15 protein-coding genes and 1 other RNA gene are annotated in these 13,672 nt (G+C 59.3%); 8 read left to right on the top strand and 8 right to left on the bottom strand.

Translation table 11 applies throughout. The annotated features are described in order from the left end of the window. Window positions 1-163 precede the first annotated feature (163 nt). The 4 genes from AC2A6O_RS28145 to ssrA form a co-directional block, all read right to left on the bottom strand. On the bottom strand, window positions 164-397 hold the full coding sequence (locus AC2A6O_RS28145; protein WP_498932043.1) for a ribbon-helix-helix domain-containing protein: 234 nt from the start codon (window positions 395-397) through the stop codon (window positions 164-166). A gap of 6 nt (window positions 398-403) precedes the next feature. Beyond that, a complete protein-coding gene (locus AC2A6O_RS28140) occupies window positions 404-667 on the bottom strand; it encodes a DUF4169 family protein (RefSeq protein ID WP_498932042.1) in 264 nt (87 codons plus the stop codon). Between the two features lie 17 nt (window positions 668-684). Further along, window positions 685-1,260, bottom strand: a complete 576-nt coding sequence (locus AC2A6O_RS28135) for an SspB family protein (RefSeq protein WP_148586060.1) — start codon at window positions 1,258-1,260, stop codon at window positions 685-687. Window positions 1,261-1,434: 174 nt separating this feature from the next. Continuing rightward, window positions 1,435-1,804: a transfer-messenger RNA gene (ssrA, locus tag AC2A6O_RS28130) on the bottom strand. A gap of 155 nt (window positions 1,805-1,959) precedes the next feature. Here ssrA and AC2A6O_RS28125 point away from each other — a divergent pair. Then, on the top strand, window positions 1,960-2,754 hold the full coding sequence (locus AC2A6O_RS28125; RefSeq protein WP_498932041.1) for a thymidylate synthase: 795 nt from the start codon (window positions 1,960-1,962) through the stop codon (window positions 2,752-2,754). A gap of 13 nt (window positions 2,755-2,767) precedes the next feature. Here AC2A6O_RS28125 and AC2A6O_RS28120 read toward each other — a convergent pair whose 3' ends face one another. Then, window positions 2,768-4,153 carry a multicopper oxidase family protein gene (locus AC2A6O_RS28120; RefSeq protein WP_498932040.1) on the bottom strand — a complete coding sequence of 462 codons (1,386 nt, stop codon included), beginning with the start codon at window positions 4,151-4,153 and terminating at the stop codon, window positions 2,768-2,770. A 159-nt stretch (window positions 4,154-4,312) separates the two neighbouring features. Here AC2A6O_RS28120 and AC2A6O_RS28115 point away from each other — a divergent pair, with 159 nt between their 5' ends. Beyond that, entirely contained in the window at window positions 4,313-5,383 is a 1,071-nt protein-coding gene (locus tag AC2A6O_RS28115) for a serine hydrolase domain-containing protein (RefSeq protein ID WP_498932039.1), read from the top strand. A 221-nt stretch (window positions 5,384-5,604) separates the two neighbouring features. On the opposite strand, the gene AC2A6O_RS28110 is transcribed toward AC2A6O_RS28115, so the two are convergent. The 3 genes from AC2A6O_RS28110 to AC2A6O_RS28100 form a co-directional block, all read right to left on the bottom strand. Beyond that, window positions 5,605-6,957, bottom strand: coding sequence for a GH1 family beta-glucosidase (locus AC2A6O_RS28110; protein ID WP_498932038.1), 1,353 nt, complete (start codon window positions 6,955-6,957; stop codon window positions 5,605-5,607). 108 nt (window positions 6,958-7,065) lie between these two features. Further along, on the bottom strand, window positions 7,066-7,749 hold the full coding sequence (locus tag AC2A6O_RS28105) for a TIGR02453 family protein (RefSeq protein WP_498932037.1): 684 nt from the start codon (window positions 7,747-7,749) through the stop codon (window positions 7,066-7,068). Continuing rightward, window positions 7,746-8,120: a TfoX/Sxy family protein gene (locus AC2A6O_RS28100; RefSeq protein ID WP_498932036.1), complete on the bottom strand. Its 375-nt coding sequence runs from the start codon at window positions 8,118-8,120 to the stop codon at window positions 7,746-7,748. The genes AC2A6O_RS28105 and AC2A6O_RS28100 overlap by 4 nt, the downstream gene beginning before the upstream one ends. A 151-nt stretch (window positions 8,121-8,271) precedes the next feature. Here AC2A6O_RS28100 and AC2A6O_RS28095 point away from each other — a divergent pair, with 151 nt between their 5' ends. The 6 genes from AC2A6O_RS28095 (at window position 8,272) to AC2A6O_RS28070 (ending at window position 13,442) form a co-directional block, all read left to right on the top strand. After that, window positions 8,272-8,790 carry a dihydrofolate reductase gene (locus tag AC2A6O_RS28095; protein ID WP_148587276.1) on the top strand — a complete coding sequence of 173 codons (519 nt, stop codon included), beginning with the start codon at window positions 8,272-8,274 and terminating at the stop codon, window positions 8,788-8,790. 20 nt (window positions 8,791-8,810) lie between these two features. After that, a complete protein-coding gene (locus AC2A6O_RS28090) occupies window positions 8,811-9,284 on the top strand; it encodes a GNAT family N-acetyltransferase (protein WP_498932035.1) in 474 nt (157 codons plus the stop codon). A 231-nt stretch (window positions 9,285-9,515) separates the two neighbouring features. Then, window positions 9,516-10,703, top strand: coding sequence for an FtsH protease activity modulator HflK (gene hflK, locus AC2A6O_RS28085; protein WP_148586068.1), 1,188 nt, complete (start codon window positions 9,516-9,518; stop codon window positions 10,701-10,703). 2 nt (window positions 10,704-10,705) lie between these two features. Then, window positions 10,706-11,641, top strand: a complete 936-nt coding sequence (gene hflC / locus AC2A6O_RS28080) for a protease modulator HflC (protein ID WP_148586069.1) — start codon at window positions 10,706-10,708, stop codon at window positions 11,639-11,641. Then, window positions 11,638-11,823: a DUF2065 domain-containing protein gene (locus tag AC2A6O_RS28075; protein WP_148586070.1), complete on the top strand. Its 186-nt coding sequence runs from the start codon at window positions 11,638-11,640 to the stop codon at window positions 11,821-11,823. Before hflC ends, AC2A6O_RS28075 begins: the two co-directional genes overlap by 4 nt. Before the next feature lie 131 nt (window positions 11,824-11,954). Further along, window positions 11,955-13,442 (top strand): DegQ family serine endoprotease, encoded by a 1,488-nt coding sequence (locus AC2A6O_RS28070; RefSeq protein ID WP_209001256.1) that lies wholly within the window; start codon window positions 11,955-11,957, stop codon window positions 13,440-13,442. The last annotated feature ends 230 nt before the right edge of the window (window positions 13,443-13,672 follow it).

Below are 13,672 nucleotides of genomic sequence, written 5' to 3'. Positions count from 1 at the left end.
ATGTGTCGCCATCCTTTGAGATGCACGCAAGCGCGCTCCTCAGGATGAGCGAGATGTGTGTTGCTGAGGCGGCGAGAGGGGAGGCGGTCCGGGCACTTCCAAAAGCGCTGTGTGCAGGCGAAAAGCAGAAGACCGGCAATCTGATTGCCAGATTGCCAGCCGCTCATCCCTCCGAAAGCTGCTCAGCTTCCTTTTGCACGCGTTTCAAGGCCCAGACCCTGACAGCCGAAGACAGCGGATCTTCCGGATCGCGGTTGTCGTCGATCTCGGCGATCAGTCCTGCGAGGGACTTGTTTTCGGCATGGGCATGGGCATCGACCACGTCCCAGAATTCGGTTTCCAGCGCCAGGCTGGTGCGGTGGCCGTGAAGGGAGAGGGAACGTTTGAGCAAAGCCATTGGTGGTCAGTCGCCGTCGCCGGACAGGTCCAGGCGAGACTTTTCTGCATTGGACTTTGAAGGGGCGGATGTTTCTGCTTCCGGGCCATGCGGCCCTTCCAGCAGATGCCCGTCGACATGAGTTTCCAGTGTCTCCCGGCGCTTGCGGGCAGCGTCGCGTTCAGCTTTGGACCGGCCATACTTTCGCCGATTGTCTTCGGCGGACTTGTCCTTGTCCTCACGCTTCTTTTGTTTGCGCGCCATGCGCAGATTGATGATCTCCGCGCTCATGGGAAAGGCTCCCGATTTCAGGTCTTCTTGCGGAAGGCGTCCAGGGAAACGACTTCGCCGCCACCGTCACTGTTTTCCGTGGCCTGAGCGGCAGGTTTGGATTTCTGTTCGCCGGAGGCTGCTTCCTGGTTGCCGGTGCCATCGTCCTGTTTGGCGTCGCTGCCTTCAAGCTCCTGCTCGGCCTTGGCAAGTTCTTCCACGGCTTCCAGCAGTTCTTCCGGCAATTCTTCCGCCGTCTTGCCTGGATCGAACTCCAGAGCGAACTGCACGGATGGATCAAAAAAGCCCTTGATGGCGGAGAAAGGCACCAGCAGCTTTTCCGGCACGCCGCCGAAGGACAGGCCAACTTCGAACGCATGTTCGCCGATGGCGAGATCCCAGAACTGATGCTGCAGTACGATGGTCATTTCCTGCGGGTAGCGTTCCTTGAGCCGCTGGGAAATGCGCACGCCCGGGGCATTGGTGTCGAACGCGATGTAGAAGTGGTGGTCTCCGGGCAGGCCGGTTCGACCGACTTCGGCAAGTATTTTCTTCACCGCTCCACGCAGCGCGTCCTGGATCAGAATATCGTATCGCAGAAGGTCTTCAGACATCAGGTTTCGTCGAATCTCGCTGGAAAAGTCCACTATCAGGAGCACATTGACGGTCCGAGATCAAAAAGAAAAGGCTCTTTTCCGAGTGAACCCAGATTAATGTGTGCAACCGGGCAATCACCGCCCGCAACTCCCGCAACCTATTTAGGACGTTTCAAATACATGGGAAGATCAAGTGGAGGCTTCTGTTGCCAGGTGCCTCCGAACCCCGCCCGTGAGTGCTACCTCAAAGGACTTAGTGGACTACCGGCGCAGCGTTACGCTGCGACAGCGTTGTCCATAGCATAGTTGTCATTTGCAACTATTAAGAAAGCCCGATAACGGTGGTACAATGCCGAGCAAAAGCACAGTCTTTACGCCCTCGTCGATCCTATTTCGCCCCCGCCGAAACCCATGAAGTTTCTGAAGCTTAGCCTCATGGGCTTGGGTGGAGGCGCCGGGTACCGCCCCCGGGTCCGATAGGTTTATTTCACTGACCATTTATTGCCATAGCTGGCGAACCAGCAGCCTTGATATAAGGGCTTCGGTCTTGAATTGAAAGAGGCTTCTGGCAATCCGCGTCGTTTGCCGGCTTGGTTCGCGGCCGGTCTTCCACAGTAGGTCCAAGTTGGGGAAAGTGCAGGAGAGGGGCTGTCTTTTCGGGAAAATCTGCCAAGTTACCCTCAAACACCAGATCTCCCGACCGCGAAGGCTTCCGCCGTGCAGCAATATCTCGATCTCTTGTCAAAAATCCTGGACGAAGGCGTTGACCGGGGCGACAGGACCGGAACGGGCACGCGCTCGATCTTCGGCCACCAGATGCGCTTCGATCTCTCAAAAGGCTTTCCCTGCACAACGACCAAGAAGCTGCACCTGAAGTCGATCATTCACGAGCTTTTGTGGTTCCTGGCAGGTGATACCAACATCCGGTATCTGAAAGAAAACGGCGTGAAGATCTGGGACGACTGGGCGGACGAGAACGGCGAGCTCGGGCCGGTCTACGGTTACCAGTGGCGGTCCTGGCCTGCGCCGGACGGACGGTCCATCGACCAGATCGCCAATCTCCTCAAGATGATCCGGACAAACCCGGAAAGCCGGCGGCTGATCGTGTCGGCCTGGAACCCGGCGCTGGTCGACGAGATGGCCCTGCCTCCGTGCCATTCGCTGTTCCAGTTCTATGTGGCCGAGGGCAAGCTCTCCTGCCAGCTCTACCAGCGGTCGGCGGACGTCTTCCTGGGCGTGCCTTTCAACATCGCCTCCTATGCGCTTTTGACCATGATGGTGGCGCAGGTGACCGGCCTGAAACCCGGTGACTTCGTGCACACGTTCGGCGATGCGCATCTTTATTCAAATCACTTCGACCAGGCCCGCGAACAGCTCAAGCGCTCGCCCCGGACCTTGCCGGAAATGAAGATCAATCCGGATGTCACGGATCTCTTTGCGTTCAAGTTCGAGGACTTCGAACTGACCGGCTACGATCCGCTTCCGCATATCGCGGCGCCGATCGCGGTCTGATCGATAGAACCGGTCAGGCGACCTCGAACCAGGTCATCATGCCGGAGGCCGCATGGCCGAGCATGTGGCAATGGATCAGCCATTTTCCCGGATTGTCTGCAACAAAGGCGATCTTGACCGTCTCGCGCGGTTGGCTGGTAAAGGTGTCACGCCAGTCAGCGTGTTCCAGTGTCGTGCCATTGCGCTCAATCACCCGGAAATGGTGACCATGCAGGTGGACTGCATGGGGGAAGGCCGTGTCGTTCCGGCTTTCCAGAAGGATCGTGTCGCCACGCTTTGCGGAAAACATCGGATCGCCTTCCATCCCCGCGACGCCATTGAAGGCCCAGAAGAGACCTTCGGACATCATCTGGCGCATGTCCATCTGGACGCCGTTTTTCATCATTGACTGCATGCCGCCCATGGCGCCACCCGCCATCACCAGTGGCAGTTTCCGCGGGGAACCCATATCGGGTTCCGGCAGCCGGTTGGGTGGTGGCAGCACCAGCGGCAGATCTTTGCTTTCGGTTTCCGAAACCACGAAATTGGCGAAGGTGAAGGGTTTGCCGGTCATCATCTCGAACGGCAGCTTGCCGGTTTCCTGAGGACGCAGCACCAGATCCATGCGCTGCGCCGGGGCCAGTTGCACAGTTTCCTCGACATCCCGCACTGTCTCAAAGTTTTGTCCGTCCAGCCCGATAAGCCTGGCGCCGAACCGTGCCGGGGCAAGATCGAGGATGCGTGCGCTTGAGGCATTGATCAGCCGCAGCCGGTGCCAACGATCTTTTTTCAAGGCAATGTCCGGCATCGAAACGCCGTTGATGGTCAGCCAGTTGCCCAGCCGTCCGGCATGGGCGAAATCGTGCATGGCACCAAAGCTGGCGGTATCCAGAACGCCGTTTTCGTCCAGACGCCAGTCGTTGAGGATCAGCGTGATGTCGCAGTCCGGATCAAAGGAGGACGCTTCGTCCTCGACGATCAGGGCGCCAGAGAGGCCGCGGGGCACCTGGTTCCAGCTCATGTTGTGGGCGTGGTACCAGAAGGTGCCTGCGTCCGGCACAACAAAGTCGTAGTCGAAGCTTTCTCCGGGGGCGACAGGGGGCTGGGTCAACCCGGCAACACCGTCCATGGCATTGTCGATGCGGATACCGTGCCAGTGGACCGAGGTCGGTTCGTCCAGGTTGTTTGTGAAGCGCACTCTGACACGTTCGCCGCGTTTGACCCGGATCTGCGGTCCGGGCAGGCGATCATTGTAGAGCCAAAGGTCCGAGAGACCGCCGTCCTTGCCATAGAGACGGGCCTGTCCCTTGGCTGCGGTGAGGTCGAAAAGACCCTCTTCGGTTTTTGCCAGAGCGAAGACAGGCGACACGGCAGCCATGCATCCGGCCGCGGAGGCTTTCAAGAACGAACGGCGATCCATCGGCCACCTTCCTTCAGCTGATTTTCTTCATTGGGATATGGTGGTTCCAGTTGGGGGAAGGTCAAGCACCGTTCCAAGAAGAAAACACGTCAAATAGTGCTCGCATTTGTTGAAGAAACTACCGACACTTCCTTCCGGTTTTGCAAAAGAGGTCCGCTCATGAATTCCAGCGTAGGTCTGTCGCTTTCACCCCACGCAGTAACAGCTGAACGCCGTGGGTTCGACACTGCAATAGGCCGCAAGCTTTGTGCCGGTGTGGAGGCGGGCTTGCTGCCGCATCTTCATGCCGTGCTTGCGGAACGTGGAGGCGAAACCGTTCTGGAAAGCTATGGCACGGGGCAGGACGAAAACTGGGGCCGCCCGATCGGTGAAGTGACCTTCGGCGCCGAAACCCTTCACGACCTGCGCTCCGTCACCAAGTCCATCGTCAGCCTGCTTTATGGCATCGCTCTGGAGCGGGGGGAGGTGCCGACACTGGATACGCCGATCCTGGAGCTCTTTCCTGAATATGCCGATCTTGCCGGAGACCCGATACGCAGGGAGCGGACCATAGAGCACGCCTTGACCATGTCGCTTGGCATGGAGTGGGACGAGACTCGGCCCTACACCGATCCGGAAAACAGCGAGGTCGCCATGGAAATGGCCCCGGACAGATATCGCTACATTCTGGAGCGGCCGTTGGTGGAGGACCCGGGCCGGCGCTGGATCTACAGCGGCGGGGCGACCGCCCTTGTGGGCGAGATCCTGCAACGGGGCACGCGGCAGAAGCTTGCCGACTATGCGAGGGGCCGTTTGTTCGCTCCGCTCGGGATAACGCAGTTCGATTGGGCTGTCGGCCGGGACGGAACCCATTCGCCGGCGTCCGGGCTGAGGCTCAGCGCACCAGACCTGCTCAAGATCGGACGTCTGGTCCTCAACGATGGCATCTGGGAAGGCAAGCGGATCATTCCCGAGGCCTGGCTGCGGGCATCGCTGCAGCCGATCATCGAAACAAGCGAGGGGCCGGGATACGGCTATTTCTGGTTCTGCGGTCAGGCACCGGTACCGGCACTCGGTGGGCCGACGCCCTGGTTCGCTGGCTTCGGCAATGGCGGTCAGCGGCTCTGGCTGTGCCCCAAGGCCGATGTGGCAGCCGTCATCTACTCCGGAAACTATAATACCTGGACCGCCTGGATCCCGCCGACCCGAGTTTGGAGCGAGATCATTCTGGCCAATTTGCGGGAAGCTTAGCCTTTCCTGATAAGCTCGAAACCAAGATGACCTCATCCTGAGGAGCGAGCCTGCTCGCGTCTCGATGGATGGGCCCCAGGCGCAGAATATGCCGCCCATCCTTCGAGACAGCGCTGCGCGCTTCCTCAGGATGAGGGGGGGAAGGAGGTGAGGTTTAATTAGGCGTGGGTGCTGGTTGCACTCATCCTCCATCTGGGCGAGAGCTCGAAGGGGTTTCGCCCCTACCTGTGCGCCTCGATCAAATCCCGGTACCACAGTGCGCTGTTCTTGAGCGTGCGAACCTGGGTGTCGTAATCCACGTGGACGACGCCGAAACGCATTCTGTAGCCTTCGGCCCACTCGAAATTGTCCATCAGGCTCCAGAGGAAATACCCTTTCACCGGCACCCCGGCCTCGCGCGCATCGGCGATGGCTCCGAAGTGTTTTTCCAGGTAGTCGATCCGGCGCTGGTCATTGATGACACCGTCCTGCGGCTCGTCATTGTAGCAGGCGCCATTTTCGGTGATGTAGCAGTCCGGCAGGGAATAGCGGTTGTTCACATCCTTCAGGAGATCCGACAGGCCCTTTTCATGGACTTCCCAGCCAATATCGGTCAGTTCCGGGCCGGGAACCGGCGGCACCGTCTCGGTCATCGGATAAACAGCGCCAGCATTGGTGTCTGCTTTCACCCGCAGGGGGGTGTAGTAGTTCAGTCCCCACCAGTCGAGAGGCTGATGAATGGTCTTCAGGTCACCGTCGCGAATGTCCATGTGTTGGCCGAAGGCGTCGAGCACTTCCGCCGGATAGCTTCCCTGGAACATCGGTTCATAGAAAATGCCGTTGTTGAACTGGAAGGCCCGTTCTGCTGCTTCCCTGTCTTGCGGGGCGTCGCTGGCCGGATAGACGGAATGCGCGTTGATGACGATGCCCATCGGCAGATCCGGTTTCACCGAGCGGGCAGCCTGCACACCAAGGCCATGCGCCAGGTTTAGCGTGTGCACGCTGGCCGCGAAGGCTTCGACGCTTTTTTCGCCGGGGGCATGAATGCCGTAAAGGTGGCTGAGATGGCAGATGCACCACGGCTCGTTGATCGTTGCCAGGGCGTCCATACGGTCGCCAAGCCGTCTGACGACAACTTCAACATAGTCCGCAAAGGCTTCTGCCGTGCTGCGGGCCGTCCAGCCGCCGTCGCCGGCCAGGGTCAGCGGCAGGTCCCAGTGGTAAAGGGTCGGATAGACCTTCAGGCCGCGTGCGACCATGCCGTCGATCAGCCGGTCATAGAAGTCGAGCCCCTTTTCGTTCACCGGGCCACAGCCATCCGGAAGTATGCGCGGCCAGGCGATGGAAAAGCGGTAGGCGTCGACACCTAGTGACTTGATCAGATCGAGATCGCTTTCCCAAAGATGATAGTGGTCGCAGGCCGTATCGCCCGAATGCTGCTGGTAAACGCGCCCCGGCATCTTGGAAAAGGCATCCCAGATGCAGGGCTTGCGGCCGTCTTCGCGGGTTGCACCTTCGATCTGATAGGCGGCGGTTGCAACGCCGAACAGGAAATCACCGGGAAAGCGGAGTGCGAGATCTTTGGGAGCTGCCATGGAAATTCATCTTGAGTGAGAACGCGACTAGGACGGTCATAGGTCTCAAAGCGCTTTGGATCAAGTAATTTCATCATCCGCTGCTGATCTTGCCTTCCGTCCTGTCCGTCAGCCTGGAGGCGCGTGAAGGCTCATCAGCCAGCGCCAGCACGGCAGGGCCGGCTCGATCGCCTCTGCTATCGCCTCATGGCCGACCGACCCCTGCACTGAGCCGATGTCCCGCAGATCGCGCCAGACGGCGAGGCCTTTGTGACGGGCGAGATCCTTGAGCGGATGATCGGCCGGGAAACCGCGTGCAGGTTTGGCAAGGTCAGGCTCGGACAGGTCAAAGCCGGTGTCCGTCAACTGGGCGATCAGGCGATGGATGTCCTCGCCCTCCTGCGTCTCGAGCCTCTGGAGGTAGGCCCCGAGCATCGGTTTTGAAAACTGCATGCAGCCTGTGCCGGTTCGCACGTGATCGCTTTCCACGGAAAGGAAGAAGCCCGGCGGTTGTGCGTCCTTGCCCTGGAAGGCTGCTCCCTTCGGCCAGAAGGCCATGCGGATATGGGTGTTGTAGGGCGTCTTGTCCTTGGAAAAACGCAGATCCCGGTTCATGCGGAACTGCTTTGAGGTGAGGTCATGTTTGCTGAGCCGGGAGAGGCTTTCGGCCAGCCTGCCGCGAACCGTGTCGGCGGGCTCCTTGATGAAGCGCTGATAGTCGGCCTTGTGAGCCTCGAACCAGTCCCTTGTGTTGTTGGCGGCGAGCTCTTCCAGGAAGCGGAAGGTTTCGGGCCGGAAGCCGGAGGCGCTCATTCTGCTGCCTTTCGGGTTCTTGGTTTTTGGGGCTTTGCGACCTTGGGCGGCAGACTGCCGGCATAGGATCTTGCCATGTCGATCCAGGTTTTCAGATCGTCGTCGCTTTCGATCCCTTCCGCGGCCACCCGGATGAAGCCGGGCATGAGCCGGTCACCTATCTGGCAGACGGAAGCAAAAGGCTTTGCAAGCGCGTCGGCCTGTTGCCCGGTGCCGACACGTGCCATCAGCCCGCGTCTGGAGACACATACCGTCATGTTGCCGTTGATCATGAAGCAGGTGGAGCCGAACATGCGTTTCTGTTCGACTTTGTCGTCCGGGATCAACGCTCGGGTGCGTTCGATCAGGACGGTTTCCATCAGGTCGGACATTGCCAGGGTCTCCTGGTTGCGTTGGTACAGTCTCCAGGACGTGTCAACGGGCCTTCATCCGACAGCCTGGACAGAAAAAATGTCTGGGGTTTTTCATGGCTCCCGTTTCCATGCTAGGAGGCCTTGATTGAATTGGAAATCGGATTCGGAGATGGCCTTGCCGGAACTTGTCATGATTGCCGCCGTTGCGCGAAACGGGATCATCGGGGCCGACAATGACATGCCCTGGCGGTTGTCGTCGGATCTGAAGAATTTCAAGCGCATCACACTCGGGAAACCGGTGTTCATGGGCCGCAAGACATTTCTGTCCTTTGGCGGAAAGCCCTTGCCGGGGCGTCCGAATGTGGTCGTTTCCAGAGATCCGGATTATGCCCCGGAAGGGGCGGAGGCGGTGACGTCCTTCGAAGGTGCGCTGAAGCGTGCGCAGGAACTGGCGAAAGATCTTGGTGTCGACCAGGTGGTGTGCATCGGCGGGGGGCAGCTCTATGCGCAGGCAATCGGCCGCGCCGACCGCCTGGAGATCACGGAGGTAGATGCCGATCCGGCAGGCGATACCCGTTTTCCGGACATCGACCCGGCCGTCTGGCAGGAAGTTCGGCGGGAGCCGGGCGTGCGCACCGAACGCGACAGCACCGATTTCACCTTCGTTACCTATTGCCGCAAGGCGTAAGACACACCGGACGAAATGACATGGGCTTACCCGCCACCCAGACGGCCAGATGGGCCGCTTTTCATGAACTCAGCCTCGACGAGCTTTATGAACTGCTCAGACTGCGCCAGAACGTCTTCATTCTGGAACAGGCGTCCTTTTATGCGGACATCGACGGCAAGGACCAGGCAGCTCTGCATTATCTGATGCGGGAGGGGGAGACCGGCCCGCTTCTGGGTGCAATTCGTCTTTTTGCTGAGCCGGAAAACCTAAGCGCCCGTATCGGCAGGGTGGTGATCGCGAAAGAGGGGAGAGGCTCCGGTCTTGGCCGTCTCATGATGCAGGCCGGTATCGACAAGGCTGAAGCCATGGTTCCGGGCTGTACAATTCATCTCTCTGCACAGTCCTATCTGGAGGCCTTTTACCAGTCTCTGGGGTTTGAGTCCGTGTCCGAGGAATATATCGAGGACGGTATTCCTCATGTCGATATGATCCGTTCTGCCAAGCCGATCTGACGGTGCCGTCAGGGTGTAAAGTCACGTTAGGTGCGGCCAATTGGTGCGCCAATCTTGACAGACCACCCTGCTGCCACCACCTGCGGCACGGGAACACGCAGGTTCCGGGAGGTTTAAGGCCGGTCTTTCCGTTGAAAGCGCATGGTAACCTCCCTATAACCAACGGTGAGTCAGAACGGGTGAAAATCCCTGTCCGGTACAACCTGCCGGACGACAAAGAAGGAAGTTTTGATGCCTTGGAGCAATCAGTCAGGTGGCGGTGGCCCCTGGAAAGGTGGCGGAAACAATGGCGGCCCTTGGGGTAGCGGCGGTGGCGGCAACAACAATGGCCCATGGGGCGGAGGCCCCAACCGCGGCGGAAGTAATCCGCCGGATCTTGAAGAGCTTCTGAAACGTACCCAGGACCGCATGCGCAACGTCCTTCCGGGCGGCGGCGGCGGTGGGCTTGGTTTCATCGGCGGCGGGATCGTGGTCGGTGTGGCCCTCATCGTATGGCTGGCCTTCGGCTTTTATGTTGTTGACGAAGGCGAGGTCGGTGTCGAGCTGGTGTTCGGCAAGGTCGAGGATCAGACACCTCCGGGCCTGAACTACAACTGGCCCTATCCGGTTGGTGAGGTTTACACGCCCAAGGTCGAACTGCAGCGCGAAACGACAGTCGGCACCGAAGAAAGCGTCAGCAGCTCCGGCGTCGTGCGGGCGCGCGATGTTCAGGAAGAAAGCCTGATGCTGACCGGTGACGAAAACATCGTCGACGTTGGCTTCAAGGTGCTGTGGCGTATCCGGAACACCAATGAAGGTATTTCCGACTACCTTTTCAATATCCAGGATCCGCAAGCAACCGTGAAGGCCGTGGCCGAAAGCGCTATGCGTGAGGTTGTCGGCGGCTCTAAGATCGATTCCATCCTGACGGAAAATCGCGTTTCCATCCAGAATGACGTTGCCAGCCTGATGCAGAAGACGCTCGACAGCTATCAGTCGGGCATCGAGATCGGCGAAGTGCAGATGCAGCGGGTTGACCCGCCTGCGCAGGTCATTGACGCCTTCCGCGATGTGCAGGCTGCGCGCGCCGACGAAGAGCGCATCAGCAACGAGGCCAAAGCCTACGCCAACCGCGTGGTGCCGGAAGCCCGTGGTGAAGCTGCACGTGTGCAGGAAGCGGCAAACGCCTACAAGGACCAGACCATTGCCGAGGCAACCGGTCAGTCCCAGCGTTTCACGAAGATCTATGAACAGTACAAGAAGGCTCCGGGCGTAACCCGCGAGCGTCTGTATCTCGAAACCCTGGAAAAAGTTTTGGGCTCGAACAACAAGATCATCATCGACAACGATACGACAGGCTCCGGCGTATTGCCGTACCTGCCGCTGAATGACCTGAACGGGCGTCAGACCGCCCCTGCACAGCGCGCGGGAGGCAACTGATCATGCGTAGTGGTATTTTTGCAATCGTCCTGCTGATCGCAGCAGTCGTCGGGTATCTCTCGGTCTTCATCGTCAATCCGACCCAGCAGGCGCTTGTCCTGCGGTTCGGCAAGATCGTCGAAGAGCCGAAGAAGGACCCGGGCATTTACTTCAAGGTCCCGTTCCTGGAGAACGTCGTCTATTTCGACAAGCGTATCCTGAACCTGAACATGCCGCCGCTTGAGCCGATCACTTCGGACAAGAAGCGTCTGATCGTGGATGCGTTCGCGCGTTACGAGATTTCCAATCCGGTGCTCTTCTATCAGCGTGTGCAGAACATCCAGACCGCCAACCGGCGCCTGTCGACGTTCCTGCAATCCTCGCTGAGGTCCGAAGTTGGCCGCACCAGCTTCGTTGCGCTTGTGCGCGACGACCGTACCGGTGTCATGGAAAACATCCGCCGCGATATCGATGCCAATGCCGAACAGCTCGGCATCAAGGTGATCGACGTCAAGATCCGCCGTGCGGATCTGCCGGATGCCAACTCGCAAGCGATTTACGCCCGCATGCAGACGGAACGTCAGCAGGAAGCAACGGAAATCCGCGCACAGGGTGAAGAAGCTGCCCGCAGGATTCGGTCCCGTGCCGATCGTGACGCAACCGTTCTGGTTGCTGAAGCGCGACGGGATGCGGAAATCGAACGTGGTACGGGCGATGCTGAACGAAACAGGATTTTTGCCGAAGCATTCGGTGCGGATCCGGAGTTCTTCGCCTTCTACCGGTCCATGCAGGCGTACGAAGCCGGATTGCGCTCCGGTGACACCAGCCTGGTCCTGTCGCCTGATTCAAGCTTCTTCCGCTTCTTCAAGGACCCGTCCGGTATCTTGCCGGCTCCGGGCTCCAACGGGAACGGTAGCCAGGGCGTATCCGACCGGAACCCGTCGCTCGCCGCACAATGAGCGATCTGGGAACGGCGCTTGCCCTGGTGCTGGTGCTTGAAGGTATTCTCTACGCGCTTGTGCCCGGTGGCATGAAGTCCATGATGCGCAGCGCGCTGGAGACACCGGACCAGACCTTGCGGGTCACGGGCCTTATCGTGGCGATTATCGGCGTATTTCTTGTGTGGATCATTCGCGGATAACGAAAAGTTTTCGGGCGGGAGGCGCAAAATCTTCCCGCCCGTTCTATATTCTGAACCATGGACTTGAATAAACCCGTCGACTGTCAGCGCTCTGACTGCAGTCCAAACGTCCGGGATGAGGAGAAAGCCCTATGGCTCCACAAAGTATTCGCCGTCGGATGACCAGGATTGCCGCTGCTGCGGCTGGTATCTTTATCGGCGGAATGGCAGCTTTTCAGCCTATCGAGGCAGCATACGCGCAAGGACCTGTGTCCGTTGCGGATCTGGCGGAAGGCCTTGGGGATGCAGTGGTGAATATTTCCACCGCTCAAACCGTTCAGGGTCACCGCTCCGTACCGATGCCGCAGGTTCCGGAAGGTTCGCCCTTCCAGGAGTTTTTTGAAGAATTCTTCAACCGACAGAACCGGGACGACGACCAGCCACGACGTGTTCAGTCGCTCGGCTCGGGTTTTGTTATCGACGGTAAAGACGGCATCATCATCACCAACAATCACGTGATCGAGGGTGCGGACGAAATCACCGCCAACTTCAATGATGGCACCAAGCTGAAGGCGACGCTGCTCGGCACCGACGAGAAAACCGACCTCGCAGTGCTGAAGGTGGAGCCGACCAAACCGCTCAAGGATGTCAAATTCGGTGATAGTGAAGCCATTCGCGTGGGCGACTGGGTGATGGCAATCGGCAACCCGTTCGGGCTTGGCGGCACAGTGACCGTCGGTATCGTCTCGGCGCGGAACCGCGACATCAACTCCGGTCCCTATGACAACTTCATTCAGACCGATGCCTCGATCAACCGGGGGAACTCGGGCGGACCGTTGTTTGATATGGAAGGCAACGTGATTGGCATCAACACCGCCATCATCTCACCGTCCGGCGGTTCCATCGGTATCGGCTTTGCGATCCCGGCCAACACTGCCATGAACGTGATCGATCAGCTGCGCAAGTTCGGCGAAACCCGCCGCGGCTGGCTGGGCGTGCGTATTCAGGAAGTCACGGACGAGATTGCCGACAGCCTGGCGATGGACAAGGCCATGGGCGCGCTGGTTGCCGGTGTGACCGATGACGGTCCGGCCGCCAAGGCGAAGATCGAGCCGGGTGACGTGATTATCAAGTTCGACGGCGAGGAAGTCGACACAATGCGCGAACTGCCGCGCATGGTGGCAGAGACCGAAATCGGCAAGGAAGTTGACGTTACCGTGCTGCGCAAGGGTGAGGAAGTCACCATCAGCGTGATCCTCGAGCAGCTTGTCGAGACCGAGGTCGCCGAAGCCAGCGCAACCGAGGAAGAACAGCCTGCCGAAGAGCCGGTCGAAAAGAGCGAAGTGCTCGGCATGTCGCTGGCTGTTCTGGACGACGCGCTGCGCAAGCAGTTCTCCATCGACGGAGACGTCAGCGGTGTTGTGGTCACGGAAGTCAAGCCGGGCTCGTCTGCCGAAGAAAAGCGGGTGATGGCCGGCGACGTTATCAAGGAAGTCGCTCAGGAAACGGTTGAGACGCCGGAAGACGTCATGGCCGAGGTCGACAAACTGAAAAAGGACAGCCGCCGCTCGGCCCTGCTTCTGCTGGCCAACCCGACAGGCGATGTCCGCTTCGTTCCGGTGCGGATCGAGGATAACTGATCCTGCCGAACGCTGGAACGTGAATAAAAAGGGCGCCGCGTGGCGCCCTTTTTTTGTCCGTGTGCGGACTTGCACGCTCTTCCTTATGACGGACGGAGGACTGTATCGAACGGGCGAGAAGGGGGTGTCGGAGCAAGGGGCCCATCCTTCGAGACAGCGCTCCGCGCTTCCTCAGGATGAGGTTTGTGGACTTGGGTTGTTCCCGGAGAGGAAGCAAGTCACTCCGAAGC

The sequence above is a fragment of the Labrenzia sp. ATLA3 genome (assembly GCF_057180185.1).
This window is presented reverse-complemented; position numbering and strand designations above follow the sequence as displayed.

Coding starts and splice junctions, on each gene's coding strand:
- AC2A6O_RS28075 (WP_148586070.1), top strand. CDS start 11,638: ATGAGCGATCTGGGAACGGCGCTTGCCCTGGTGCTGGTGCTTGAAGGT.
- hflC (WP_148586069.1), top strand. CDS start 10,706: ATGCGTAGTGGTATTTTTGCAATCGTCCTGCTGATCGCAGCAGTCGTC.
- AC2A6O_RS28120 (WP_498932040.1), bottom strand. CDS start 4,153: ATGGATCGCCGTTCGTTCTTGAAAGCCTCCGCGGCCGGATGCATGGCT.
- AC2A6O_RS28070 (WP_209001256.1), top strand. CDS start 11,955: ATGGCTCCACAAAGTATTCGCCGTCGGATGACCAGGATTGCCGCTGCT.
- AC2A6O_RS28145 (WP_498932043.1), bottom strand. CDS start 397: ATGGCTTTGCTCAAACGTTCCCTCTCCCTTCACGGCCACCGCACCAGC.
- AC2A6O_RS28100 (WP_498932036.1), bottom strand. CDS start 8,120: ATGTCCGACCTGATGGAAACCGTCCTGATCGAACGCACCCGAGCGTTG.
- AC2A6O_RS28105 (WP_498932037.1), bottom strand. CDS start 7,749: ATGAGCGCCTCCGGCTTCCGGCCCGAAACCTTCCGCTTCCTGGAAGAG.
- hflK (WP_148586068.1), top strand. CDS start 9,516: ATGCCTTGGAGCAATCAGTCAGGTGGCGGTGGCCCCTGGAAAGGTGGC.
- AC2A6O_RS28110 (WP_498932038.1), bottom strand. CDS start 6,957: ATGGCAGCTCCCAAAGATCTCGCACTCCGCTTTCCCGGTGATTTCCTG.
- AC2A6O_RS28135 (WP_148586060.1), bottom strand. CDS start 1,260: ATGTCTGAAGACCTTCTGCGATACGATATTCTGATCCAGGACGCGCTG.
- AC2A6O_RS28090 (WP_498932035.1), top strand. CDS start 8,811: ATGGGCTTACCCGCCACCCAGACGGCCAGATGGGCCGCTTTTCATGAA.
- AC2A6O_RS28140 (WP_498932042.1), bottom strand. CDS start 667: ATGAGCGCGGAGATCATCAATCTGCGCATGGCGCGCAAACAAAAGAAG.
- AC2A6O_RS28115 (WP_498932039.1), top strand. CDS start 4,313: ATGAATTCCAGCGTAGGTCTGTCGCTTTCACCCCACGCAGTAACAGCT.
- AC2A6O_RS28095 (WP_148587276.1), top strand. CDS start 8,272: ATGGCCTTGCCGGAACTTGTCATGATTGCCGCCGTTGCGCGAAACGGG.